The 23,382-nt window shown below is 60.0% G+C and carries 22 protein-coding genes and 1 pseudogene; 13 read left to right on the top strand and 10 right to left on the bottom strand.

Going from position 1 to position 23,382, the window contains the following annotated elements; translation table 11 throughout:
* Positions 1-33: 33 nt before the first annotated feature.
* Positions 34-303: an exodeoxyribonuclease VII small subunit gene (locus HMPREF2879_RS03570; protein ID WP_070634841.1), complete on the bottom strand. Its 270-nt coding sequence runs from the start codon at positions 301-303 to the stop codon at positions 34-36.
* Between the two features lie 64 nt (positions 304-367).
* Complete coding sequence (gene xseA, locus HMPREF2879_RS03565) at positions 368-1,669, bottom strand: exodeoxyribonuclease VII large subunit (protein ID WP_070634840.1); 1,302 nt, start codon at positions 1,667-1,669, stop codon at positions 368-370.
* Between the two features lie 155 nt (positions 1,670-1,824).
* Here xseA and HMPREF2879_RS03560 point away from each other — a divergent pair, with 155 nt between their 5' ends.
* The 9 genes from HMPREF2879_RS03560 to HMPREF2879_RS03520 all read left to right on the top strand — a co-directional run bounded on the left by HMPREF2879_RS03560 (position 1,825) and on the right by HMPREF2879_RS03520 (position 13,271).
* Positions 1,825-3,048, top strand: a complete 1,224-nt coding sequence (locus HMPREF2879_RS03560) for a dehydrogenase (protein ID WP_070634839.1) — start codon at positions 1,825-1,827, stop codon at positions 3,046-3,048.
* 27 nt (positions 3,049-3,075) lie between these two features.
* On the top strand, positions 3,076-4,161 hold the full coding sequence (locus tag HMPREF2879_RS03555; RefSeq protein WP_070634838.1) for a 4-hydroxy-3-methylbut-2-enyl diphosphate reductase: 1,086 nt from the start codon (positions 3,076-3,078) through the stop codon (positions 4,159-4,161).
* A gap of 435 nt (positions 4,162-4,596) precedes the next feature.
* Positions 4,597-5,550, top strand: a complete 954-nt coding sequence (locus tag HMPREF2879_RS03550) for an ABC transporter ATP-binding protein (RefSeq protein WP_049353326.1) — start codon at positions 4,597-4,599, stop codon at positions 5,548-5,550.
* A 70-nt stretch (positions 5,551-5,620) separates the two neighbouring features.
* Positions 5,621-6,379 carry an ABC transporter permease gene (locus HMPREF2879_RS03545; RefSeq protein WP_049341832.1) on the top strand — a complete coding sequence of 253 codons (759 nt, stop codon included), beginning with the start codon at positions 5,621-5,623 and terminating at the stop codon, positions 6,377-6,379.
* Between the two features lie 164 nt (positions 6,380-6,543).
* The gene (locus tag HMPREF2879_RS03540; RefSeq protein WP_070634837.1) at positions 6,544-7,812 is read left to right on the top strand and encodes a sensor histidine kinase; all 1,269 of its coding nucleotides are present in this window, start codon (positions 6,544-6,546) and stop codon (positions 7,810-7,812) included.
* Positions 7,813-7,950: 138 nt separating this feature from the next.
* The gene (locus HMPREF2879_RS03535; protein WP_005508461.1) at positions 7,951-8,583 is read left to right on the top strand and encodes a response regulator transcription factor; all 633 of its coding nucleotides are present in this window, start codon (positions 7,951-7,953) and stop codon (positions 8,581-8,583) included.
* A 216-nt stretch (positions 8,584-8,799) separates the two neighbouring features.
* Positions 8,800-9,885, top strand: a complete 1,086-nt coding sequence (gene ychF / locus HMPREF2879_RS03530; protein WP_005505132.1) for a redox-regulated ATPase YchF — start codon at positions 8,800-8,802, stop codon at positions 9,883-9,885.
* An 81-nt stretch (positions 9,886-9,966) separates the two neighbouring features.
* Positions 9,967-11,901 (top strand): type I restriction-modification system subunit M, encoded by a 1,935-nt coding sequence (locus HMPREF2879_RS03525; protein ID WP_210398959.1) that lies wholly within the window; start codon positions 9,967-9,969, stop codon positions 11,899-11,901.
* On the top strand, positions 11,898-13,271 hold the full coding sequence (locus HMPREF2879_RS03520) for a restriction endonuclease subunit S domain-containing protein (protein ID WP_070634836.1): 1,374 nt from the start codon (positions 11,898-11,900) through the stop codon (positions 13,269-13,271). Before HMPREF2879_RS03525 ends, HMPREF2879_RS03520 begins: the two co-directional genes overlap by 4 nt.
* A gap of 273 nt (positions 13,272-13,544) precedes the next feature.
* On the opposite strand, the gene HMPREF2879_RS03515 is transcribed toward HMPREF2879_RS03520, so the two are convergent.
* Complete coding sequence (locus HMPREF2879_RS03515) at positions 13,545-13,757, bottom strand: TOBE domain-containing protein (RefSeq protein WP_005505155.1); 213 nt, start codon at positions 13,755-13,757, stop codon at positions 13,545-13,547.
* A gap of 348 nt (positions 13,758-14,105) precedes the next feature.
* Between HMPREF2879_RS03515 and HMPREF2879_RS03510 the strand changes: the two genes are divergently transcribed.
* Positions 14,106-14,474, top strand: coding sequence for a zinc ribbon domain-containing protein YjdM (locus HMPREF2879_RS03510; protein ID WP_070634835.1), 369 nt, complete (start codon positions 14,106-14,108; stop codon positions 14,472-14,474).
* A gap of 150 nt (positions 14,475-14,624) precedes the next feature.
* On the opposite strand, the gene HMPREF2879_RS03505 is transcribed toward HMPREF2879_RS03510, so the two are convergent.
* The 3 genes from HMPREF2879_RS03505 to HMPREF2879_RS03495 all read right to left on the bottom strand — a co-directional run bounded on the left by HMPREF2879_RS03505 (position 14,625) and on the right by HMPREF2879_RS03495 (position 16,703).
* Complete coding sequence (locus HMPREF2879_RS03505; RefSeq protein ID WP_044150247.1) at positions 14,625-14,882, bottom strand: GlsB/YeaQ/YmgE family stress response membrane protein; 258 nt, start codon at positions 14,880-14,882, stop codon at positions 14,625-14,627.
* Positions 14,883-15,081: 199 nt separating this feature from the next.
* The gene (locus tag HMPREF2879_RS03500) at positions 15,082-15,474 is read right to left on the bottom strand and encodes a DoxX family protein (protein ID WP_049358632.1); all 393 of its coding nucleotides are present in this window, start codon (positions 15,472-15,474) and stop codon (positions 15,082-15,084) included.
* A 452-nt stretch (positions 15,475-15,926) separates the two neighbouring features.
* Entirely contained in the window at positions 15,927-16,703 is a 777-nt protein-coding gene (locus HMPREF2879_RS03495) for an LppP/LprE family lipoprotein (RefSeq protein ID WP_070634834.1), read from the bottom strand.
* Positions 16,704-16,978: 275 nt separating this feature from the next.
* On the opposite strand from HMPREF2879_RS03495, the gene tpx reads away from it, so the two are divergent.
* On the top strand, positions 16,979-17,479 hold the full coding sequence (gene tpx / locus HMPREF2879_RS03490; RefSeq protein WP_049327611.1) for a thiol peroxidase: 501 nt from the start codon (positions 16,979-16,981) through the stop codon (positions 17,477-17,479).
* A gap of 214 nt (positions 17,480-17,693) precedes the next feature.
* On the opposite strand, the gene HMPREF2879_RS03485 is transcribed toward tpx, so the two are convergent.
* From HMPREF2879_RS03485 to HMPREF2879_RS03475, 3 genes are all read right to left on the bottom strand, one after another.
* A complete protein-coding gene (locus tag HMPREF2879_RS03485) occupies positions 17,694-18,623 on the bottom strand; it encodes an AzlC family ABC transporter permease (protein ID WP_070634833.1) in 930 nt (309 codons plus the stop codon).
* A gap of 9 nt (positions 18,624-18,632) precedes the next feature.
* Entirely contained in the window at positions 18,633-18,968 is a 336-nt protein-coding gene (locus HMPREF2879_RS03480; RefSeq protein WP_070634832.1) for a branched-chain amino acid transporter permease, read from the bottom strand.
* A 455-nt stretch (positions 18,969-19,423) separates the two neighbouring features.
* A complete protein-coding gene (locus HMPREF2879_RS03475; protein ID WP_070634831.1) occupies positions 19,424-20,212 on the bottom strand; it encodes an AzlC family ABC transporter permease in 789 nt (262 codons plus the stop codon).
* 222 nt (positions 20,213-20,434) lie between these two features.
* On the opposite strand from HMPREF2879_RS03475, the gene HMPREF2879_RS03470 reads away from it, so the two are divergent.
* Both HMPREF2879_RS03470 and HMPREF2879_RS03465 read left to right on the top strand, forming a co-directional pair.
* Positions 20,435-20,962, top strand: coding sequence for an OsmC family protein (locus tag HMPREF2879_RS03470; protein ID WP_210399476.1), 528 nt, complete (start codon positions 20,435-20,437; stop codon positions 20,960-20,962).
* 309 nt (positions 20,963-21,271) lie between these two features.
* The gene (locus HMPREF2879_RS03465; protein ID WP_070634830.1) at positions 21,272-22,765 is read left to right on the top strand and encodes an amino acid permease; all 1,494 of its coding nucleotides are present in this window, start codon (positions 21,272-21,274) and stop codon (positions 22,763-22,765) included.
* A 138-nt stretch (positions 22,766-22,903) separates the two neighbouring features.
* Here HMPREF2879_RS03465 and HMPREF2879_RS03460 read toward each other — a convergent pair.
* Positions 22,904-23,382 (bottom strand): annotated as a pseudogene (locus HMPREF2879_RS03460) (hypothetical protein); the annotation flags it as partial.

The following is a 23,382-nucleotide window of genomic DNA, read 5'->3' as shown; positions in this document are numbered from 1 at the left end:
GGGGGGGGGGGGGAGGGGAGAGAAAGAGGCGTGCTAGTTCGCTGCAGGCTCCTGACCAGCCTGTGCACCTGCCTGCACACCACGTGCCGCGTTCAGGCGCTCCTGCGCGCCCTGCAGCCACGCCTCGCAGCGGGCGGCAAGCGCCTCGCCACGCTCCCACAGGGCGATGGAGGTCTCCAGGTCGCTGGCGCCGGACTCCAGCTGGCGTACGACCTGCTCCAGCTCGGCACGTGCCTGCTCGTAGCCGAGGGTTTCGACGGGGGCGCCCAGCTCGGCGCTGTTGAAGCTAATGTTCTCGCTCATTGAGGAACCTTTCAGAGGTAAAAACTAGGGATAAAAACTAGAGGTAAAACGTAGGTATCGAGGTTTAGGAGATGTTCGAGGGGTCCGTAGAAGTCACGGCCGCCTGCGCCGAACCGGTCGCCGCACGCACCGTAATCTGCTCGCCCTCACTCAGCGCCGAAGCGTCACGCACAATAGCGCCCGCGGCATCCTGAACGATGGAGTAGCCGCGGTTGAGCGTCTGCGCAGGCGAGAGCGACCGCACCCGTGCCAACGTATGCGACAGAGTCGCCGACTCACGCTCCAGACGGTGCTGCACCGAACGGTGAGCGCGCTCGCGTAGCTGGCTCAGCTCCTCCACACGCATGAGCAGGGAGGACTCTGGGTGGGTGAGCACCGGGCGGCTGCGCAGCTGGGCAATGTAGTTCATCTGCATGCCCACGTAGCCGAGCACCGCACGGTCCAGGCGGGCGCGGGCCTCGGTGATGCGGGCGGTTTCCTCCGAAATATCGGGCACGATGCGCTTACCCGCATCGGTGGGGGTGGAGGCGCGCAGATCGGCGACCGCATCGAGGATGGGGGAGTCCGCCTCGTGACCGATTGCCGAGACCACCGGGGTGGTGGCTGCCGCGACGGCGCGGATGAGTGCCTCCTCAGAGAAGGGCAGCAGGTCTTCGAAGGAGCCGCCGCCTCGGGCGATGACGATGACGTCCACCTCCGGGTGGGCGTCCAATTCGGCGAGAGCCGCAATGACCTCAGCCGCCGCACCCTCACCCTGAACGCGGGTATTGCGCACCTCAAAGACCACGCCGGGCCAGCGCAGGGAGGCGTTACGGATAACGTCCTTCTCCGCGTCAGAATCGCGACCGGTAATCAGACCCACACGGTTCGGTAGCATGGGTAGCGGCTTCTTCCGCGCGTCAGAGAACAGCCCCTCGGCGGCGAGAGCTTCACGCAGACGCTGCAGCTGCTCGTGCAGGTTACCGGTGCCGACCGCGTACACTTCCTTGCCGATGAGGGAGAGCTTGCCGTTCTTCCACAGGCTCGGCTTGGCGCGGGTGACGATGCGAGCGCCTACGGTCACATCAGCCGCCAGGCCGCTACCGGCACGCCCGAAGAGCGCGAGGGTGAAGGAGAAGTCTTCGTTGAGGTCTTTGAGCTCCATGAAGACGTTGCCGCCGCGGCCGTTGAGGGAGGCGACCTGCGCCTCCACCCAGAGCTCGGGAACCTTGTCTACGTAGTTTTTGAGGTTCTGCGCGAGCAGGGCGAGGGGCCAGGGGTTGGTGGCGGTGGTTTCCTGAGACTTCCCGGGAAGCTGCCGCTCGTGCACGGGCGGCACCACCAGTGCGGGTGCCGGCTGCGCTGCGGAGGGGTTGTAGAAGTTCATACCTTCTATTGTCCCTGATTGGTCGGTTATGCGCCTGCTTACAGGTCAGCCTGGCGACTCGGGTAGCTTGCACGCAGTGCAGGCAGAACTTAGCTTCTGGCGCATTCTGCGGGTCTGAATCGGCTTTGAACACCGTGAGCGGGTACCCTAGGCTCATGCGCTCACCCGATCAGTCAGCACACCAGAACAACGCCCTCAACACCGCCGCGGCTTCGTCAGCGGCGGGTACTGGCGCGCAAAACTACCCGGCGGACGCGACCCGAGTCGTCGACACCCGGATTACCCGCACAGACGGCTATTACACGGGCGGCTACTATACGGCGGATGAAGACACGACCCTGCTGCAGCCTACCCGCATGCTCGGTCACACAGCAACCCCCACCAAGGCTGAGTTGCAGGCCGCCCCCGAGCCTCCCTTCGCGGCGGGTTTGCGCAGGTTCCTGACCGTTGTGCTGTGCGCCCTGGCCCTGGTGACCGCTCTGGGTGCAACCACGGGTGCCTGGATGAACTCCAAGCTCATGTCAGAGCGCGGTTTCTCGCAGATTTCCTCCAACCTGGCGGAGGACTCGCAGCTTGCCTCGCGCATCGCGGACGGTGCAGTCGAAGACCTCATGAACTCCGAAGCTATGACAACCTTCCTCGACGGCACCAAACAAAGCGGCTTATACTCCATTCTTGTAAAGCCGACACAAGACGGCATACGTTCCCTGCTCAACCGATCCGCGGCTGAGCTGTCAAAAACTGAAGAATATCGAAGCCTCTGGAAGGAAATAGCCGAGGAAACTCGCCGCTACAACCTCGAACACCAGGACGGCCCCGCCGTCATTGTGCTCACCCCCTTCTACCGTGCACTGGATGCGAAGGTCGGCTCTATCGGCTCCTTCGACCCGGACCTGACGAAGCTCGGCCCTGAAACCCTCAACATTGACCGGTTGAAGGACGGCAACAACCAGCAGGAGCAGCAGGAATGGTACCTGCATGCCGGCATCAACCGTGCCGCCGCGCTGGGCAAATCCACCGTGCCGCTGACCATCATCTCGGTGCTGAGCCTGCTGCTGGCTACGTTGCTGGCACCCAGGCACCGCATCCTGGTACCGGTGGTCACGGCTCTGCTCTACGCACTACTGGGCTGGGGCGCCGCAGCCTGGTTTGGCGCCCAAAGCCCTGAAACCTTGGGAATTACCAGCCACAGCACCGCCGGAACGGCACTGATTACCGGGGCATGGAACCAGCTTGCACCGTCACTGACCGGGCACTTGCAGGCGGCGGCAAGCTACGGGCTGGTCATGGCAATCCTCGCCCTGCTGCTCGGTATTCTGATTCGCCTCATCGCCCTGGGTCGTAGCCCTGCGAGCGGTGCCACAGTCATCACACACTAAAAGTCTGAACAACGTAGGATAGTAACCATGTCCACTGAAACTATTGCCCTGGGCCTGCCGCCCGTACCCCGCGAGCGCCGCAGCCGCGCCGAGGTTGAAGCCGCCGCACCCGTCACCGGTGAGAAGAAAGTCCTGCTCGCCACCCCGCGCGGTTACTGCGCAGGCGTTGACCGTGCCGTGATCGCTGTTGAGAAGGCGCTGGAGCACTACGGCGCGCCCGTCTACGTGCGCAAGCAGATTGTTCACAACCGCCACGTGGTGGAGACCCTGGAAAAGCAGGGCGCTATCTTCGTTGATGAAGTGGACGAAGTTCCCGAAGGCTCCGTGACCGTGTTCTCGGCGCACGGCGTGTCCCCGGCGGTGGTTTCCGCAGCCGGCGACCGCTCCCTGAACACTATTGACGCGACCTGCCCGCTGGTGAACAAGGTGCACCGCGAGGCTGTGCGCTTCGCCAAGCAGGACTACGACATCCTGCTCATCGGTCACACCGGCCACGAAGAGGTCGAGGGTACCGCCGGTGAGGCGCCCGAGCACATCCAGATCGTGAACTCGCCCGACGAGGTGGATCAGGTGACCGTCCGCAACCCGGAGAAGGTCGTCTGGATTTCTCAGACCACCCTGTCCGTGGATGAGACCCTGGAAACCGTGGCGCGTCTGCGTGAGCGTTTCCCCTCCCTGCAGGATCCGCCCTCGGACGACATCTGCTACGCAACCTCTAACCGCCAGGGCGCCATCAAGGAGATTGCACCGCGCGCCGACCTGGTGATCGTGGTTGGTTCGGCGAACTCCTCGAACTCCGTGCGCCTGAAGGAAGTAGCCCTCGAATACGGCGCTAAGCGTGCCGAGCGTGTAGACTTCGCACACCAGGTCGACGAGACCTGGTTCGAAGGTGTGGCAACCGTGGGTCTGACCTCCGGTGCGTCCGTACCCGAGGTTCTGGTTCAGGAGGTGCTGGCTCTGCTCGCCGAGTACGGCTACAGCACCATCGAAGAGGTCGAGACCGCGAAGGAAGATATTCTCTTCTCCCTGCCGAAGGAACTGCGTTCCGCTCTGAAGAACGACGAGAACGTAGGCCGCCAGCTCGGTGGCCGCGGCGCTAAGCCCACTCGCTAAGCCTTTTAGCTGATGACCCCGTGTCCTTTTCCCCGTGTGGGGAGAAGACACGGGGTTTTTGCGTCTGATGTGCGGGACGCGCGGGTAGGGGTTCTTGTGCAGCTTCGTGTAACCGGTTGCCTCCGCAGCTTCGTGGTCTCGCTACGCGGGGTTTTTCGTGCCTGAGGATGCATTGGGATGCACGGCTTGGGATGGCGGTACGCGCCGGTTTCCGCTCGCGGGGGAGTGCCCCCTCTGCGGCGCTGGGGCGCCTTGAGGACGGAGCCCCCGCTTCGCGTGACCGCCTCCGCTGCGGAGATTACCTCGTTGCCATGCTGTATTACCGCTGAAAATGCCTCGCTAGAACAGCCGTTGCGTGAACTCATGACATTTGTCATGTGCAGGTCATGACACTCTGTACCGCAGCGGCGCGAAAACCGGCGGTGTAATAGAAACATGAACACCGCAGCACTTCAGAACAGCAAGAACAACACCGCAGAAACCGTTATTTCCGCCCGCTCCCTCCGCCAGGTTTTCTCCACCCGTGCGGCAGGCACCGTGGTCGCCGTCGACTCGATTGACCTGACCGTCAAGCGCGGCGAAATCATCGCACTGCTCGGCCCCAACGGTGCGGGCAAGACCACCCTCATCGACATGATTCTTGGTCTGACCCAGCCCAGCGGCGGCGAGTTGAGCGTCTTCGGTCGCAACGCCTCCGAAGCGGCACGCGCCGGTCTACTCGGTGCGGTTCAGCAGACCGGTGGCCTGCTCAAGGACCTGACGATTCGCGCCACGGTCGAGATGATTGCCGCCCTGTACCCCAAGCCTATTGACGTGGATGAGGTACTCGCCGGCGCCGACCTGACCGAGATTGCTAAGCGTAAGGTCGGCAAGTGCTCGGGCGGTCAGCAGCAGCGTCTGCGTTACGCCCTGGCGACCATGCACTCGCCGGAACTGCTGATCCTGGACGAGCCGACCGCCGGCATGGACGTGAATGCGCGCCGCACCTTCTGGGAGCGCATGGAAGCCATAGCCGAGCGTGGAACGACCATTCTTTTTGCGACGCACTACCTGGAAGAAGCACAGAACTTCGCCCAGCGTATCGTGCTCATGGAATCCGGCTCTATCATCGCTGACGGCTCCTCCGACGAGATTCGCGCCCTGACCGGCCACCGCCACCTTTCCTTCCTCGCACCCGCACCCATCACCGACCTGGATGTGCCGGTCGAGGTCACCGAAGAGTCCGGCGGGTACCGCCACCGCATCTCCGTGGTGGAGATTGAGCGGGTACTGCGCACTCTGCTGAATAACTACAGCATCACCGACCTGGAGGTCACCAAGCCCTCCCTGGACGAGTCCTTCACCCTGCTGACCGAGCAGGCCGCCGCCTCCAAGGCATCCGACGCCTAAACATTCAGACTGCCTAAACACCACACCATCTAAACGCTACGCCGCCGTTACACACCTCAAGGAAAATATCATGCTCCGCTACGCACTCTACGACATCCGCGCTTCTATTCTCTCGACCGACCGTTTCTTCTTCGGCGTGGCACTGCCCATCGTCTTCTTCCTGCTCTTTGGCGCGATGCAGGACTACTCCTCCCAGCAGATGGGCGACGGCAACGTAGCGGCCTACGTCATGATTGGCATGGCGCTGTACGGTGCTGTGCAGAACACCGTGGCGATTAGCGGCAGCACCGTCACCGAGCTCTCCAGCGGCTGGAACCGCCAGCTGGCGCTGACCCCGCTGACCACCGGCAAGTACCTGGGCGCGAAGGCGCTGACCGCCCTGGTGATTTCTGCGGTGCCGGTGATTGCGGTGAACATTGTGGGCATGTTCACCGGTGTTGAAATCCCCGTGAACCAGCAGCTTGCAGCCGGCGCGCTGACGGTGCTGTGCGGTCTGGTGTTCGCCTTCTACGGCATCATGATGGGTCTGCTGATTCGTAACGAGAACGCCGTGTCCATTGCGAACGGTCTGCTGGTGATTATGAGCTTCTTCGGTACCGTGTTCTCCCCATTGAGCACCGACCTGCTGAAGTACGCACGCTTCACCCCGCTGTACGGTGCCGCCGAGATTGCCCGCTACCCCTTCAGTGCAGGTCAGACCATTATTTCGGGCGGTGAGAACTGGTTCGTCACCGAGCCGCTCTGGTACGCCGTGGTGAGCCTGGCAGTGTGGGCGGCTATCTTCCTGGGTGTTTCTGCCCTGCTGATGCGCCGCGCAACCCGCCGCTAAATGATTCTTCCCGCCGCAGTCTCAAGGGTTCCGTAGTATCGGGGGCTCCCGAGGCTGCGGCGGAAGCCGTATCCACTCACACTGCTCCTACTAACACTGCCGCTACTGACACCGCCGCACCGGTGGCATCTGCACCCGCGGCACTCGCACGTTAGGCTAGAACCATGACCGAAACCCACACCCATACCCATTCCTACGAGAACGAACACCCCCACGCAGAGAACGAGGCGGCACCCTCCGCCGCGAAGCGCACCCTGGGCAAGCACCGCTTCCGCTTCCTCTACCGTGAACGCCGTGGCAACGTGAACTGGCTGGCGCTGGGCTTTAGTGCCCCGTGGCTGGTGTTTCTGCTCATGCCGCTGGACAGCTTCCTCACCACCCCGGAGTTGGGGCCGGTGCGCTGGGCCGGTGTGGCGCTGGTGGCACTGTTTGCGGTGGTGAACTGCTCGGCGTACGCGGTGCCGTGGCTGGTGCCGGTCGCCTCCACGGTGCGTCGAAGCGTCATCTGGACGCTACTGATGGCGCTGCCTGTGGTTGGCCTGACGGCGCTGCGGTTGGAATCGGCGTATATGGTGTTCTTGTCGTTCAGCATGTACTTTGTGGCGTTCTGGATTTTTGGCACAATCGCCCCGTACCGCCTGCGCTTGGGTGTAGCGGCGACGATTGCCCTGGCCTGCTGGCTAATTTTTATGGCGAGCATCGGCTTTGATGTCACCGCGCGCGGTGGTATGGCCCTCTTTATTGGTGCACCGATGGTGGGCATGCTGGGCTTCTCCTACCTGATTGAGCTGGGCGAACGCGCGGACGTGGCGCGTGCCTCCCTGGCGCTCTCTGAGGAACGTGAAGAGATTGCCCGCGACGTGCACGACGTGCTCGGACACTCCCTGACCGTCATCACCCTCAAAGCTGAGCTGGCGCAGCGTCTGCTGGAGATTGACCCCGCCCGCGCCGGCGCGGAGATGGAGGCGATCGCGCAGCTGTCCCGCGCATCCCTGGCGGAGGTTCGCTCAACCGTGACGCGCCTGCGTGTGCCCGACTTCTCGGGTGAGATTGAGGGTGCGGGTCGTGCCCTGCAGACTGCCGGTATTCGCGCCGAACTGCCGGATGCTCAGAGCGCGCTCGCGGTGGCTGGCGTGAACGCGAAGCTGTTCTCTTGGGTGCTGCGTGAGGCGGTCACGAACATGGTGCGCCACTCGGGCGCGAACGCGGCGCGGGTGCGTCTGAGCGCAACCGGCCTGGATATCCTCGATAACGGCGTGGGTGCGGGCGATGCGCGCGGTAACGGCCTGACGGGTATGGCTCAGCGCGTGGCGGCGTCCGGCGGTAGCGTGGTGATTGAGCCGGCACCCGAGCAGTGGCTGGCTGAGAACCCTGGCGGTGGGGTGGGTACGCGCATCCGTGTGAGCATGGACGGTGACACCTCACTGCTGTAGGTAGGTTCTGCAGATTGTGGAACTTGTCGCCGCGCCCTGGACGGGGGAGCTACCCGCCCCTGTATGGTGGTGGTAGACAACCTCACGCGGTTGTTCCGCCCGCCGTTATCACCCCGTCTTCAGCCCTGGGAGGCTCCCATGATTCGTGTTCTGCTCGCTGACGATCAGCAGCTCATCCGTGAGGCTCTTGCCGCTCTGCTGGGTCTGGAGGTTGACCTGCAGATTGTGGGTCAGGTCGGTAGTGGTGATGAGGTGTTGGGTGCTGTCGCCCTGCTGAAGCCGGACGTGGTGCTGTTGGATGTGCAGATGCCCGGTACTTTGCTGGCTGATGGTATTGAGGCGGCTGCGGCGCTGCGTGATGCGGGTGCGGTGAGTGAGTCGGGTGAGCCGGTGCGTACGCTGATTGTGACGACTTTTGGGCGCCCGGGCTATGTGCGCCGCGCCCTGGAGGCTGGTGCGAGTGGTTTCGTGGTGAAGGATACGGGGGCTCGCCAGTTGGCGGAGGCGATTCGTCGTGTGCATGCGGGGTTGCGTGTGGTGGATCCGTCGTTGGCGGCGGATTCTTTGGTGACGGGTGCTTCTCCGTTGACGGAGCGTGAGGCGCAGGTGCTGCGTGAGGCGGCGTCGGGTGGTACGGCTCAGCAGATTGCGTCGGCGTTGTTTTTGTCGGCGGGTACGGTGCGTAATTATTTGTCGGCGGCGATGGCGAAGACGGGTGCGTCGACTCGTCAGGATGCGGTGCGTATCGCCACGGAGAACGGCTGGCTCTAACCCGCTGCTCTCATCAACACGGGCGGCTCCTGCGCGAACACGGTAGAATGGTAGTGTCTATGCCCGCAGGCGCCCCGCACCCGTTTCTTCTTGAGGCTGGCGGTGTCGCGCTTGGAAGCGGGCACCATTTTCGCCCTGTGCCCGCCCGCACCCGCCGCATCACGTACGCGGCGCATCCTGAGTGTTTGGCGGGGTACATGATTCGAAGGAAAACTTGTGGCTCTAACTATCGGCATTGTTGGCCTGCCTAACGTGGGCAAGTCCACCCTGTTCAACGCTCTGACCGGCAACACTGTGCTGGCGGCTAACTACCCGTTCGCGACCATTGACCCGAACGTGGGCGTGGTGAACCTGCCGGATGCGCGTCTGAACCGTCTGGCTGAGATTTTTGGTTCGGAGCGTATTCTGCCTGCGACTGTTTCGTTCGTTGATATTGCGGGTATTGTGAAGGGCGCTTCTGAGGGTGAGGGTCTGGGTAACAAGTTCCTCGCGAACATTCGTGAGGCGCACGCTATCGCGCAGGTGGTGCGTGCGTTTGATGACCCGGACGTCATTCACGTGGACGGCAAGGTCGATCCCGCCTCCGATATGGAGACCATTAACACTGAGCTGATTCTGGCTGACCTGCAGACTCTGGAGAACGCTATTCCGCGTCTGGAGAAGGCTGTGAAGATTAAGAAGGGTGACGCCGCTCAGCTGGAGACCTATAAGGCTGCGCAGAAGATCCTGGAGGATGGTGACACCATCATTTCTCGTGCGAAGGACGCGAAGCTGGAGCTGGCTCACTTGAAGGAGCTGAACCTGCTGACTGCTAAGCCGTTCATTTACGTGTTCAACGCGGATGAGGGCATTCTGGCGTCTGAGGAGAAGCAGCAGGAGCTGCGTGACATGGTGGCGCCGGCTGAGGCTGTGTTCTTGGATGCGAAGCTGGAGGCTGATCTGGTGGAGCTGTCTGAGGAGGAGGCTCGCGAGATGCTGGAGATGAACGGTCAGGATGAGTCCGGCCTGGACCAGCTGGCTCGCGTGGGCTTCTCGACTCTGGGGCTGCAGACTTACCTGACTGCTGGCCCGAAGGAGGCTCGCGCCTGGACTATTTACAAGGGTGATACTGCGCCGCAGGCTGCCGGTGTGATTCACTCTGATTTTGAGCGCGGCTTCATTAAGGCTGAGGTTGTGTCGTTCAAGGACCTGGATGAGGCTGGCTCCATGGCGGAGGCGAAGGCTCGCGGTAAGGTCCGTATGGAGGGCAAGGACTACATCATGCAGGACGGCGACGTAGTCGAGTTCCGCTTTAACGTCTAGGAGGAAGAAGTAATGATGAACGCTCTACACCCAGTTACCGCTCCTTCAGTTCAGCCCGTCGGGTCGGTCCCTGAAGGAAAGGTGGCCGACTTCCTGACCGGGAAATTCGTCAAGGACACCCCGGAGGAGTATATCCGGCAGAACATCGAGAAGGCGCTTGTGCGACAGTACAAGTATCCCCCAGGCGATTGCACCCCGGAGTTCACCATCAGGGTTGGATCTTCGCGTAAGCGCGTGGACATCGTGGTATTCAACAAGGACTCCGACCACACCCAGGCGAACGCCTACATTCTTGTCGAGACCAAGAAGGCCGACGTCAAGCCCACGCATCGCACTGAGGGGGTCGGCCAGCTACAGTCGTACATGGCTTCCAGTCTCAATGTCAGGTACGGGATGTGGACGAACGGTACTGATCGGTTCTGCTTTGCCAAGCGCGGTGACAGCAAGGGCGGCTGGACGTTCGAGGAGATTATCGACATACCCGGATTCGGTCAGACAGAGGCTGACGCCCAGAGACCGAGTCGCAAAGACCTCAAGGTCGCCACTGCCGACAACCTGTTGTTTGCCTTCCGGCGCTGCCATAACTACATCGCCGCCCATGAGGGAAAGCAGAAGACAGAGGCCTTTTGGGAGCTGCTCAAGCTGATCTTCACAAAAATCGAGGACGAACGCGCCCCCAAGCTGAACTTCTTCGCCACTCCTTCCGAGCGTGGTAGTTCGACGGTCGCCCCAGCGGCGAAGAAGCGTATCCAAGACCTTTTTGAGCAGCGCGTCGTCAAGAAGTACCCGACAATCTTCGAGGCCAGAGACGTTGACATCGACCTCAAGCCCGAGGTGGTGGCCTACGTCGTCACCGAGCTACAAGGTTACTCCCTCCTGCGCTCGCCCGTTGATGTCAAGGGCGTCGCTTACGAAGAGATCGTCGGTTCGAATCTCCGCGGAGACCGCGGTGAGTTTTTCACGCCGCGCAACGCCTGCCGCATGGCCGTCACGATGCTCGACCCGCAGCCGGGTGAGCGGATCCTCGATCCCTCGTGCGGCACCGGCGGCTTCCTCATCACAGGCATGAACCACGCGCTCGACTACATCGAGAAGTCTGAGCGGGACCAGTGGGTGGACCCAGCCCGGGGCTCGGAGTACGAGCAGGCGGAGCTCTACCGTCGCCGTGACGAGTACTTCCGCCAGTGCGTCTTCGGCATCGACCTGAATCCCGCGCTTGTGCGGGCAGCGAAGATGAACATGGTCATGAACAACGACGGCTCCGGCGGCCTGTTCCAGGCCAACACGCTCGAGAACCCGCACAAGTGGTCGTCGATGCTACGTGAGTCCATCCCGCTCGCCTCCATCGACGTGATCGTGTCCAACCCGCCATTCGGTGCGAAGATCCCGATCGACGACGAAGAGATTCTTTCCCAGTACGACTTGGCAGCCGTCTGGGACCAGGACGAGAATGGCGTGTGGGCAATCAGGCTCGATAAGCACGGTAGCCGCGTCCTGCAGAAGTCGCAGCCGCCGGAGATTCTTTTTATCGAGCGGGCGCTACAGCTGCTTAAGCCCGGGACTGGTCGGATGGCCATGGTCATCCCTAACGGAATCCTCAACAATCCCGGCAACGCCTACATCCGAAGCTGGATTCTGAAGCGCGCTCAGATCCTTGCTGTCGTTGACATGCAACGCGATCTTTTCCAGCCGAAGAACGACACGCAGACTTCGATGGTGCTGATGCGCCGACTTGACGATGTTGAGGTCGATGAGGCCGAGGCCAACGGTCTCGACTACCCGGTGTTTATGGCTGTTGCGGAGAAGATCGGACACGACAAGCGGGGCAACGTAATCTACCGCCGGACTTCTGACGGTGAGGACGCTCTGGTCAAGCGCATCGAGACGATTTCCGAGATCGACCAGGTAACGGGCTCCGAGGTTGTGCGCCAGATCGAGGTCACTGAGCGTCAGGTTGACGATGAGCTCGGTGAGGTTGCCGACGCCTACCGCCGTTGGCTGGAGGCTCAACCGTGATTATCGCGCCCGTCCGATCGCAGGTGGCGTTCTCCGAAGGTCGCCTCGATGCCAAGTATTACTGTTCGCCGGGCGTGCTCGCCAACGAGCGCGTGCAGATGCTCGGCGCTTCAGGTGTCGTGCTTCGCACGGTTGGTGGCGACGGTGGCCTCGGACAGGTCGGAGCGACCTCGCGGACTCGTCGCGTGTACGCGGCCCAAGGTGAGGAGTCACTGCCGTATCTGCGACCGTATGATGTGTTCGACTATCTCCCTCAGCCAGCAGACCAGCTGTCGAAGAGCGGGAGCGCCGGACTAGAAAGTCTGATGCCAGAGGTGGGCACGATCCTCCAGACGTGCTCCGGCAGGAATCTGGGCCCCCTTGCGTACGCGGACGAATACATCAGTCAGTTCGTCGTCAGCGACGACATGCTGAGGTTGCATATCGCGGACGAGACTGACCGCCTCTATGTGCTGGCATTCCTTAGTACGCCGACCGGGCAAGCTCTACTGACGCGTAGCAAGACTGGCAACGTAATCGACCACCTCTCGGCTGACGATCTTGCGTCCGTGCGGGTTCCGTTCCTCGACGCACAGGTGGTGAACGATATTGCCGAAACTATGGGTGGAGTCGTGAAGACGCGCGAGCGGTCACGACTCCGACTCCAACAGCTCGTCCGCGAATTCGTAGAAGATCTGCCGCCCATCCCGTCGTCAACCCCGCTCCGTGAGGGGTGGACCGTACGCGCCACCGACCTCAGATCACGGCTCGATGTCGCAGTCCACGACCCGATTGTTGGTCAGATTCGCTCGGACCTATTGGCGTTGGGTGGGAAGCGGGTACAGGAAATCGCCGAGACTTCGATGCCGAACCGCTACAAGCGCTACTACGTCGACGAGGGTCACGGGCGTCCGATCATGTCGGGGCGACACCTGTTGCAGATGAAGCCTGTCAACCTTCAATACATCTCCGCCCGTGCCCTCGACTTCGAGGCGTATGAGTTGGGTGCTGGAACTCTCGTGTTCGGTGCGCGTGGACGGGCCGAAGAACGTATCTCGCTCCCGGCGCTTATCACCGATGATCGGGCTGCATGGTTGGCAAGCCACAACGTTATGCGGGTTCGTCCCAAAGCGAATGTCAGTCCTGGCTGGCTGTACCTCTGTTTTTCGACTGACCATGTACAGCGGCAGGTAAAGGCGAGCGCCTTTGGGTCCGTAGTTGACGTTGTCGACCCTGTCAATCTCAATGAAGTCGTGTTGCCGCCGATGGACGAGGATCTTGGGCACGAGGCTTACGAGTGTTGGCAGAAGTTCGCTGAGGCCAGTCGGGTAGAAGCCGACGTGATTGACCGGCTCGAGAACGCGATGTTGTCGAGACTGGAGACTGTGTAAGCCTGGACTGTCGCGCGAAAGAATGCCCTGGCGGATCCGCCAGGGCATTCTCGTGATCCGCGTTTAGTTGCGTAATCAACAAGTGCGTCGAGTTCTTCGTAGCCTGCAAGGTTCGAAGTTAGAGGGGAATGTGTGGATTTCCGCTTCAACGTCTAAGCGATAAAAATATAAAAAACGGAGCCCCGCACTGTACACACAGTGCGGGGCTCCGCTCTATTAGCCCTCGCGCGCCACAACAGGCAGCCGCCCGGGTGTAAGCCTTATCGACCGGGATTAGTGGTCAGCACCAACCATAACGTTGGACGCCTTAATCACTGCGTATGCAGTCTCGCCAACCTTCAGGCCCAGCTCCTTGATGGACTCGTTGGTGATGGAAGCAGAGATAACAACCTCCGGAGCGATCTCAATCTTAACGATGCCGTTGGTAGCACCCTCGGTGATCTCAACAACCTTGCCAGCGAACTGGTTACGTGCGGAAAGCTTCATGAAGTCGTGCCTTTCACTCAATAAACGTACAAATGCCCTAGATACTTTACACACTTTATCTTCTGCATAATGTGCAAAAACCCGAATTTTCGCAAATATTACGCAAATTTTATGTTCTTAGTTTCCCCAACTCCCCCTCCACCTCAGATGAGCCGCAGATGACATGCAGAAAAGTAGGCTTGAAACCCACCAAATGGTATAGTCAGCACGAACGCGAGAATCCTCGCACCCTCCACCGTCGCACCCCTGCCTTGCTGACGCGCGCCCACACGCCGCAGCACCACCGCCCAACGCTGCGGTAACCAGGTGCAGGGGAACGGCGCATCCGCACAGACAGAAGAAGGAACCATGAGCGAAAACCTCAACGAAATCGAAGCACTCGCCTGCCCCGAATGCAACGAAAACTACACCTACGAGATGGGCGAACTCTGGGCATGCCCCATGTGCGGCCACGAATGGGAACGCACCGCAGCCGGCGAAACCGAAGAAGAAGCAGGCTCCAAGGTTCTCGACTCCGTCGGTAACGAGCTCGTCGACGGCGACTCCGTCACCATCGTCAAGGGCCTGAAGGTCAAGGGCGGCGCAGACATCAAGGCAGGCACCAAGGTGCGCGGCATCCGCCTGCTCGAATCCCCTGTCAACGGCCACGACATTGAGGCGAAGGTCCCCGGCGCAGGCCAGATGTACCTGAAGTCCTCCGTGGTGAAGAAGGCATAAGCCAAGGCGATATAAGCCAAGAATACACAAAACGCCTCCTGCGAGGCGCAGAAAAGGCGGCACCTCCCGCACTAGCTCACGCTAGGGGAGGTGCCGCCTTATGCTTTATAAAAATTGCTTAGGTTTTAAAAGAAATTAGCAAATATCTCTTTACTTTTTACCGGTCAAGCCCATGTACAGGGAAATGGTCAGCATTGCAGCAATAATTGAGATAATCCAGCGGATCCAGTCAATGCCGCTAGTGTCTGCAACACCCAGCTGGGTCGCTGCCCAGGTACCGATAGCTGCGCCGACAGCACCGCAGATAATGGTCCAAAGAATCGAAATGTTCTGGCGGCCTCGCATAAAGAAGCGTGCAAGTGCACCAATAATTGCGCCGGTAATAATGGTGCCAATAAAAGTACCCATTGTAATCTCCTTGGGTTTATATATCTGCCACTGTGGCAGATAGTATGTTGTTTTCAATTATACGTAAATATGATATAAGAAGAGCTTATATGAGCTTTTATTAAGCTAAAAGCACCTTAACGTTTTATCTCTAAAACACTAAGGTGCTTTTCTCATTAATGAGATGCGTGTCGAACGCATCGAATGATGAATGTATTGGCTACTTCGACTTACGCCAAATCTTCAGAGCGCTACAAATCATCGGCAGCTGCAGGGGCAGACGACCGTACGCAATAGCCTTACGCTGAGTGGACTGGTTACGCGCATCCAGCGCCATCTGAATATTCGCGGGGAACACTGCAACAAACAGCAGAGCCGCAAGCAGACCACCGGCACGGCGGGTCTTGTCATTAGCCAGCAGGGCGGCGGTGCCCAGCTCGGCCGCACCCGACGCGTGAGTGTACGCGTGCGCAGGACCCGGCAGGTACTTCGGCACAATCGAGTCGAAGGGATCCGGGATGATGAAGTGCAGCGCACCCATTACAGCGAGGGCACGAGCCATGCGAGTAGCCGAGCGCTCAGCGCTGTACTCTTTCTTCTTAAAAATACTCATGCTCCCATTATGCGCCTGTCAGAGGCGTATTCCTCGGCTCAATGGTGCGCTAACCGTCGCGTGTTTGACTGTCTAAAATGCGGACTTGGCACGTCAAACAGAAAACGTTGTTCAAAAGCAGGTAAGATAGGGAGCAACGGCACCACGTGCGGATGACACCCCGCCTGCCCTCACCTTCAGGTGAGTCGCCAGACGGAGTAAAACACTGGGTGCCCTTCAGAACAATCAAAGGAGTACATCATGAAGAAGATTCTGTTCATCGCTATCCTGGCAGGCGCCGCATACTTCGGTTACAAGAAGTTCGTTGCCTAAATAGCTAGCCCTCGGGCACTCTACATATCCTTAAGCAACGGAAAACCCGCCGTCTCACATATGCACCATATGCGAGACGGCGGGTTTCTCGTATGCCCAACTTCTTGGGCATCAAACACGTAGCCTATAAGGTGAACCGGCTATTCGCTCGGCGGAACCTCACCGGTCATCACAACCTTGTTCTGCGAAGAGCTCCAGCTGAACTCAGCAGTCGTGCGACCGCTCGCGTTGTGTACCTTCTCGTCTTCCTTCATGTAACGGTAGGTCACGCTAATCGAGCTGTCCGAGGTACGGGTAATCACCGGAGAGAACGAGTACGGCTCATAGGTTGCGGTACCAATGAACTTGCCGCGGTGGAACAGCAGAATGTGGTGCGCCATCGAGGAGATGCAGCAATCAGACGGGGAAGAACCCGGAATCGCGTCAATCCACGACAGCTCAGCACAGGGGTCATAGCCCTCGTACGTGCGCGAAACGTTCGTCCACTGATCCCACTTGCTCTTATTCTTCAGCTCGCGCAGCGCCTTAGACACCACGGTCGATGCAGAATCAGACGCGCAGGTGGAGTCCTTCTTCGACTCAGACTTAGCTTCAGACTTGGAATCCGACTTCGACTCGGATGCCGTCGGCTCAGCATGAACCGTAATCGTCACCACCGACGGCACCGGAGCAGGCGACGAAGCACTCGGGGAAGCGCTCGCGGATGCGCTCGGGCTCGCCGACGGGGTGGGGAACAACTCCTGCGTAGACGTAGCGCTCGCGGAGGCAGACGCGCTACCAGAAGAAGACACCACGGTACCCGAAACAGCAGAATCGGTGCTTGCCGAGCAGGAAGTGACAACGAGAGCTAGAGCGGCGCCCAGCGCAGGTAGAGCCAAAGAGGTACGGCCGGTAAAGCGGCGGCGAGTAGAAGACATGAATACTCCTGAAATGCGCGGCAGCGCGCATTGGTACTGGTCAAGAAGCGAATAGTGAACTCGTCCAGTATAGGGAAAAAGAGGCGGGCACGCGGTGCGCACGGTCAGTGCCGTTCGTTACCGTAGAGTCACAGGCCGGGATTATCGCTAGACAGCGGCTACAGCAGAGCCAGGGGAGGCGAATCGGCATAGCAGAAAATCAGCTATGCGGAAACTCTGCCCGCTAGTGCCTGTGTCCCCTTGCACACCCGCCGCATCCGGGGGACAATGAAGGCATGGCTGAAGTAACTCTACAGAACGAACTCGTAATCCACACCAACGGCGACCTGCCCGCAGTCGGCGCAAAGCTGCCCGAATTCTCGGTTCTCGCGGCTGATCTCTCCGAGATTTCCTCCGCAGATTTCGCAGGTAAGAACCTGGTGCTGAACATCTTCCCCTCCGTCGACACCGGTGTCTGCGCAAACAGCGTCCGCACCTTCAACAAGCAGGCTGCAGGCCTGGAGAACACCGTCGTGCTGTGCGTCTCCAACGACCTGCCCTTCGCAATCGGCCGCTTCTGCGCAGCCGAGGGCATTGAGAACGTTGTGACTTCCTCCGCTTTCCGCTCCTCCTTCGGTGAGGACTTCGGCGTGAAGCTCGTGGACGGCCCCCTGGCTGGTCTGCTGGCACGCTCCGTGGTCGTCGTGAACCCCGACGGTGAGGTTGTCTACACCGAGCTGGTTCCCGAAACCACCAACGAGCCCAACTACGAAGCAGCCCTGGCAGCTATCAAGTAAGCTTGGTACGGGACCGGACGCAAGCCCGGCACCCGCATAGTACTTCCGTCAGGGACACCTGGCGGTACACAGCACAGCAGATACTGAACGTCTACAGTGCATGATCTGGGGTTCACCCACACATGCGGCTGGCGACAGCATAACGCCCCGCCCACCCGGTATTTCGGGTGGGCGGGGCGCTTTACTATATCCAGACTTAGCTCGCGATTCAGACTTAGTGTGCGGAGGTGCCGGGATGGCCGGGAGCGTCGGCTTCGGCAGGCTCCTCATCGGCGACCAGCATATGCTCCGGCAGGGTGCCGCGGCGCTTAGCCACCACAAAACGAGAGATAAGTAGCAGCATATACACCACCATCGAAATCAGTAGCATCGACTGCGGCGCCAACACCAAACCAACCACTGCAGATACACCTGCAATAGCTGCGGTGGTACGGTCCTTTGAGCTCTGATAAGCATCGATGGCGAGCACCGCAAAGAGTGCCGTCATCACAAAATCCACGCCCTTGAGCTCACTCAAGAAGCTTGCACCCAGCACATAGCCGAGCGTTGCGCTCGCTAGGACGCTCAGGTGCAGACCCGCATGAATCCACAGGATGCGGGAACCACGCAGCTTATGGCGGTCCGGGCCCGTATTCAGTGCATACGCCTCATCGATGAGGGTGTACACGGTGTAGAACTTCGCCAAACCACCACGCACACGCTCAATCGGGTACGACAGACCGTACATGAGGTGGCGGGAATTAATGAGCAGAGTCATCACGGCGATAGAGAACAGTGACGCATGATTCGACATCATGTCAATCAGCACGAACTCTACCGAACCGGCAAACACCAGTACCGGCAGCAGGGGAGCCACCCAGAACGGCAGATGGTAGCTGTGGACAAGCACACCCAAACCAATACCGACAAAGAACAAACCCAGCATAATCACACCGGCAACGCGCATCGCCTCTGCGAAGCCGCTCTCTCGCGGTTGCTGAGAGCCTTGTGCATCGGGGGAGGTAGGCGCCTCCACCACGGGAATCATGCCGGTTAGCGGAAGCGCAGAAGCAATGACCTGCTCCACCTGCTGCTGGCTCGCCTGATGAAGCTCGGGCTGAGAAGAAACAGCGGGGGAAGAAACAGACTTCTTAGAAATGCTCATCGTGACCCCCTAGAAAACCCAGTTAGCCAGCACAACGCAGGTGACGGTACCCGCCACCATGCTCAGCACCATATTCTTACGCCACAGGTGCGCACCCACGGTCACCACCAGGCCCGCCAGGTACGGCGCCGCCGTAGTGAACGAGGAGTAATCAATCTTCGCCACCGCATAGATGGCAAGTAGCGCAACTGCGCCGAGCGGAATCCAGTGGCTGAGCGCATCCAAAAGTTCGGAGCCTGCCAGAGCCTTTTTCAGACCGAAGGGAAGCAGTCGCAACAGAAAAGTAATGCCAGCAGCAACGAACACTGCAGCAAGAATATATCCGGTGGTTACATCACTGTTCATGAGGTTTATCTCTTTCTGCACATACTCAGCGAAAGAACCCTGAAAGAGTGAAAGAACCCTAAATGAGGCGCGCGGGTGAAGCCGCGAAAACATCCGCGAAAAAGGGTAGAGAGAGCCTACTCATAGAGAAGGCGCTAAGTAGTGCGGTAGGTACGTGAGTTGATGAAAGCCGCGAATAGTGAGGCGGAGGGGTATTCCTTCCGGGCAGAGACTACATCTCTGCATGACCTCGGGTGGTGCCGCTCCCGGTGCGGTGTTACTCCGGGGCGGCACAGCGTTCTGCGTCGCTAGTTTCCTTAGCGGTGTCTTTCATCTGAGTCATGGGTACCTCAACCTCTGGGGGGCCTCCGTGCAGGTTCGCACGTGGAGGCGTCTTTAGAATCCTAGAAATAGAAAGAGGGGAGAGCGGTGCTCTTCATCTATCCTAGCGGGTTTTAAGCACGTATGTAACGTTCTTATCGCTGTGTGGAAGCGGGAGCATCAGCGGTAGTGGTGCCACTCTCAGCTGCTTCTCCATACACGGTACGATGCGGCAGGGTGCCGCGGCGCTTCGCTACCGGGAAGCGCACCAACAGTAGCACCACATACGAACCCAGCGCCATCACCAGGAAAGAGGACGGCGCAAAAATTAGGGCTACCGTGGCAGAAATTGCCACAAATAGTGCTGCCACACGATCCGGGTTAGCGCGGTAACCGTCCATGGCAAGCACCGTGAAGATGGCCACCATCACGAAGTCCACGCCCTTCAGACTGCTGAGGAAGCTCGCACCCAGCACATACCCGAGGACTACGCTCAGAACCCACGACACGTAAATCAGCACGTTCACCCACAGAATGCGCGCCCCCGAACGCTCATTACGATCGGGACCGGAGTTGAGAGCAAACGCTTCATCGCACAGAGTGTGAACCGCCAAAGCCTTAGCCCAGAAACCCTTCACGCTGTGCAACGGGTAGGAAAGACCGTACACCAGGTGGCGAGCATTCACGAGGAACACCGTCAACGCAATCGACGCGATAGAGGCGCAACCAGAAATCATGCCCACCATCAAAAACTCTACCGAGCCGGCAAACACCAGTGAAGAAAGCAGCGGTGCCGTCCAAAAAGGCATATGGTGCGCACTCAAAATAACACCCAAACCCAAACCCAGCACCGCGATACCGAGCATCACCACGGAAGAATCCGCCATAGCCAGACGGATATCATTCTGCGTACTCGTACGCTCAGTGCCGGGGGTCTGTGCCATCAAAGAGTTCCTTGTATGCGTTGTGCTTTTCAAAAAATTTGCTGTGTGCGCGAGCGGCTTCGAAGCTCCACCGCGGTTTTCCAGTGTATAGGAGCGCTTAGATGGCCGTCGAGAAAAAGAGTCCGGGAATAAAATATGAGAAACACGCTTATAGTGAATGACACTAAACAATGCGGCGCTGAATAACCTAGCGACCGCACAGGCAACCCGAAAGGAACCTCAATGGCTGAGCAGAACAACGCCGAGCAGAACAACGCTGAGCAGAACAACACCGTGCAGACTGCTGAAGAGCAGAAGAAGGTGTACTCGCGCCAGCAGGAACGCCGCGAACTCGAAAACTACCGTCAGACCAAAATCGAGCGCATCGACCGCCTGCGCTACCGTGCCTACGGTGCCAACGGCGCAACCCTCGACTTCGGTGTGGGTGAGGGCCTGCTGACCCCCGTCGAGCTGCTACTCGCCGCTATTGCCGGTTGCTCCTCCGTGGATGTGGACGCGGGTACCTCCCGCCGCTCCACCCCGGAGGTGTTCGAGGTTCTCGCCTCGGCGCTGAAGCAGACCGAAGACGGCGCGGTGCGCCTCGACGACGTTGAGGTGGACTTTGATGTGCGATTCCCCGCCGATGAGCAGGGCGCCAAGGCGCAGAAGATGGTGGACCGTCTGATTCAGCTCAGCGAGCAGAAGGACTGCACCGTCTCCCGCACCGTGGAGCACCCCACGAAGGTGTCCTTCCACAACCTGGCTGACTAAAGCCGGGTGAGCTGAATAAATCGGGTGAATTAGCCTGATAGGGAACCCTCCCGTACCGCATATACATGAGCGGTGCGGGAGGGTTTTTCTGTGTTTTTGTGGGTTTGGGGTGGAAAAGCACTGGAAAAGCGGGTAGGATTGACCCTCAGATTAGAAAAACTTACGGTACGTAAGAATTTCTAAAGATTGAAGAATTTCTTGACCTAGGCACAAACCTTCGGCAGCCGCATCGACGGCAGGGCTAGACTGGACAGCACACAATCCCCCTAGCAAACGCACGAAGCAATAGCCTCAGAAAGAAGACCTGACATGGCACAGCCTACAGAGACTTCCGGCACTGCATCGGAAGCCACCCCCGCAGAGGGTGAACTGAAGCGAGGCCTCTCCGCCCGCCACATGCAGATGATTGCAATCGGCGGCGCAATCGGCACCGGCCTCTTCGTCGCCTCCGGTAAGACCATCTCCACCGCGGGCCCCGGCGGCGCAATCCTCGCCTACGCCCTCATCGGCATCATGGTGCTCTTCCTCATGCAGTCCCTCGGCGAGATGGCAGCGCACCTGCCCGTCCCCGGCGCATTCCAGACCTACGCAGCACGCTACGTGTCCCCGTCCTTCGGCTTCGCCATGGGCTGGAACTACTGGTTCAACTGGGCGATTACCGTCGCCGCCGAACTCGTCGCCGTCGGCGAGGTGATGAGGTACTGGTTGCCGGACGTGCCCTCCTGGGTGTGGGCGGCAGGATTCCTCGTGCTGCTGACCGGCATCAACGCCCTCTCGGCACGCTCCTACGGTGAAAGCGAATTCTGGCTCGCCACCATCAAGGTCGTCACCGTGGTCGTCTTCCTCATTGCAGGTATCGCCATGATCTTCGGCATCCTGGGCGGTAGCTCCCCGGGCGTCTCCAACTGGACCGTCGGTGAGGCACCCTTCGTCGGCGGCGCACCCGCCGTACTCGCCATCTTCATGGTGGCAGGCTTCTCCTTCCAGGGCACCGAAATGATCGGTGTGGCAGCCGGTGAGTCCGAGAACCCCCGCCGCGACGTGCCCCGCGCACTGACCAGCGTGTTCTGGCGCATCATGCTCTTCTACATCGGCGCGATGGTCGTCATCGGCTTCCTGATTCCTTACTCCGACCCGAACCTGCTCACCGCAGCGGACGGTAACATCAACATCTCCCCGTTCACCCTCATCTTCGAGCGTGCGGGCATCGCCTTCGCGGCAGCCATCATGAACGCCGTGATCCTCTCCGCAGTGCTCTCTGCAGGTAACTCGGGCCTGTACGTTTCGGCTCGTATGCTCTTCGCGCTCGCCCAGGAGGGTAAGGCACCGAAGATGTTCACCCGCATCAACTCCGGCGGCGTGCCCATGAACGCGCTGCTGGCTACCGCAGCTATCGGCGCGGTCGGCTTCATCGCCGCACTGCTCTCGCCGGACGGCGCGTACCTGTGGCTGGTGAACGTGTCCGGTCTGGCTGGCTTCATCACCTGGGTGGGTATCGCCGTGGCTCATTACCGTTTCCGCCGCGCGTACCTGAAGCAGGGTAACAGCCTAAAGGACCTGCCTTACGTGGCGCCGTTCTTCCCCGCGGGCCCGATTATCGCCTTCCTCATGTGCCTGGTCGTTATTGGCGGCCAGAACTACGAGGCGTTCCTGAGCGGTGACTGGGCTGGCGTGCTCAGCTCCTACATTGGTCTGCCCGTGATTATCGCGGTCTGGCTGGTGCACCGCGTGGTCACTCGTGACCGCCTGATTCCGCTGGAGCAGATTGACGTGAGCGGCATCGAGGTTAAGGCTTCGAAGTAACGCGAACGATTGCACCAGCTGATTGAACGAGCTGATACGTGAAGAGCCGCCGGTTCCCCTGATTGAGGGGAGCCGGCGGCTCTTTGCTATCTGCAGTTTATTCCGCACGGGAGAGCTAGGCTGTATGCCCTGCAGCTCTTAGGAGTGGCGGCGCGAGCGCAGAATGCTCAGACCAAGACCCGCACAGATTGCAACAACACCAATGCCAACAATCACACCAACGCTGGATGCACCGGTGTTCGCCAGGGTAGCCTTCTTGGGGCTGCTCTCCTTAGCGAGGCTGTCCTTTGCCCCAGTGTCCTTAGCCAGAGTGTCCTTAGCCGAGCGGGCGGCGGTCACCGGAGCCTCCTGAGAGGGCTTGCTCTGAGCTGGCTTACTCTTGGGATGCGCCACGGTTGCGTCCTCCAGCTTGTCAGCGTTCGGGGTCTTATCGGCAACCGGTGCCTGATCTGCCGCGGGTGCCTTGTCGGCAGGCATCGGAGCTTCAGGCAGTGCCGGGACGGTCGGCGCATCGGTGGGGTTCACGCCCACGGTTGCTTCCGGCAGAGCGGGAACCGTCGGGGCATCAGTGGGATTCACGCCTACGGTTGCTTCCGGCAGGGGCGCTACGGTCGGTG

Origin of the sequence: Rothia sp. HMSC069C04 (assembly GCF_001812895.1) — a bacterium.
Classification (GTDB): Bacteria; Actinomycetota; Actinomycetes; order Actinomycetales; family Micrococcaceae; genus Rothia.
This window is presented reverse-complemented; position numbering and strand designations above follow the sequence as displayed.

Excerpts from the sequence above, each read along its gene's own strand:
- HMPREF2879_RS03485 (WP_070634833.1), bottom strand. The coding sequence starts at position 18,623 with ATGAGCATTTCTAAGAAGTCTGTTTCTTCCCCCGCTGTTTCTTCTCAG.
- HMPREF2879_RS03510 (WP_070634835.1), top strand. The coding sequence starts at position 14,106 with ATGAGCGAAAACCTCAACGAAATCGAAGCACTCGCCTGCCCCGAATGC.
- HMPREF2879_RS03570 (WP_070634841.1), bottom strand. The coding sequence starts at position 303 with ATGAGCGAGAACATTAGCTTCAACAGCGCCGAGCTGGGCGCCCCCGTC.
- HMPREF2879_RS03515 (WP_005505155.1), bottom strand. The coding sequence starts at position 13,757 with ATGAAGCTTTCCGCACGTAACCAGTTCGCTGGCAAGGTTGTTGAGATC.
- HMPREF2879_RS03555 (WP_070634838.1), top strand. The coding sequence starts at position 3,076 with ATGTCCACTGAAACTATTGCCCTGGGCCTGCCGCCCGTACCCCGCGAG.
- HMPREF2879_RS03560 (WP_070634839.1), top strand. The coding sequence starts at position 1,825 with ATGCGCTCACCCGATCAGTCAGCACACCAGAACAACGCCCTCAACACC.
- HMPREF2879_RS03550 (WP_049353326.1), top strand. The coding sequence starts at position 4,597 with ATGAACACCGCAGCACTTCAGAACAGCAAGAACAACACCGCAGAAACC.
- HMPREF2879_RS03480 (WP_070634832.1), bottom strand. The coding sequence starts at position 18,968 with ATGAACAGTGATGTAACCACCGGATATATTCTTGCTGCAGTGTTCGTT.
- HMPREF2879_RS03470 (WP_210399476.1), top strand. The coding sequence starts at position 20,435 with ATGGCTGAGCAGAACAACGCCGAGCAGAACAACGCTGAGCAGAACAAC.
- HMPREF2879_RS03540 (WP_070634837.1), top strand. The coding sequence starts at position 6,544 with ATGACCGAAACCCACACCCATACCCATTCCTACGAGAACGAACACCCC.
- HMPREF2879_RS03545 (WP_049341832.1), top strand. The coding sequence starts at position 5,621 with ATGCTCCGCTACGCACTCTACGACATCCGCGCTTCTATTCTCTCGACC.
- HMPREF2879_RS03535 (WP_005508461.1), top strand. The coding sequence starts at position 7,951 with ATGATTCGTGTTCTGCTCGCTGACGATCAGCAGCTCATCCGTGAGGCT.
- tpx (WP_049327611.1), top strand. The coding sequence starts at position 16,979 with ATGGCTGAAGTAACTCTACAGAACGAACTCGTAATCCACACCAACGGC.
- xseA (WP_070634840.1), bottom strand. The coding sequence starts at position 1,669 with ATGAACTTCTACAACCCCTCCGCAGCGCAGCCGGCACCCGCACTGGTG.
- HMPREF2879_RS03505 (WP_044150247.1), bottom strand. The coding sequence starts at position 14,882 with ATGGGTACTTTTATTGGCACCATTATTACCGGCGCAATTATTGGTGCA.
- HMPREF2879_RS03475 (WP_070634831.1), bottom strand. The coding sequence starts at position 20,212 with ATGGCACAGACCCCCGGCACTGAGCGTACGAGTACGCAGAATGATATC.
- HMPREF2879_RS03500 (WP_049358632.1), bottom strand. The coding sequence starts at position 15,474 with ATGAGTATTTTTAAGAAGAAAGAGTACAGCGCTGAGCGCTCGGCTACT.
- HMPREF2879_RS03465 (WP_070634830.1), top strand. The coding sequence starts at position 21,272 with ATGGCACAGCCTACAGAGACTTCCGGCACTGCATCGGAAGCCACCCCC.
- HMPREF2879_RS03495 (WP_070634834.1), bottom strand. The coding sequence starts at position 16,703 with ATGTCTTCTACTCGCCGCCGCTTTACCGGCCGTACCTCTTTGGCTCTA.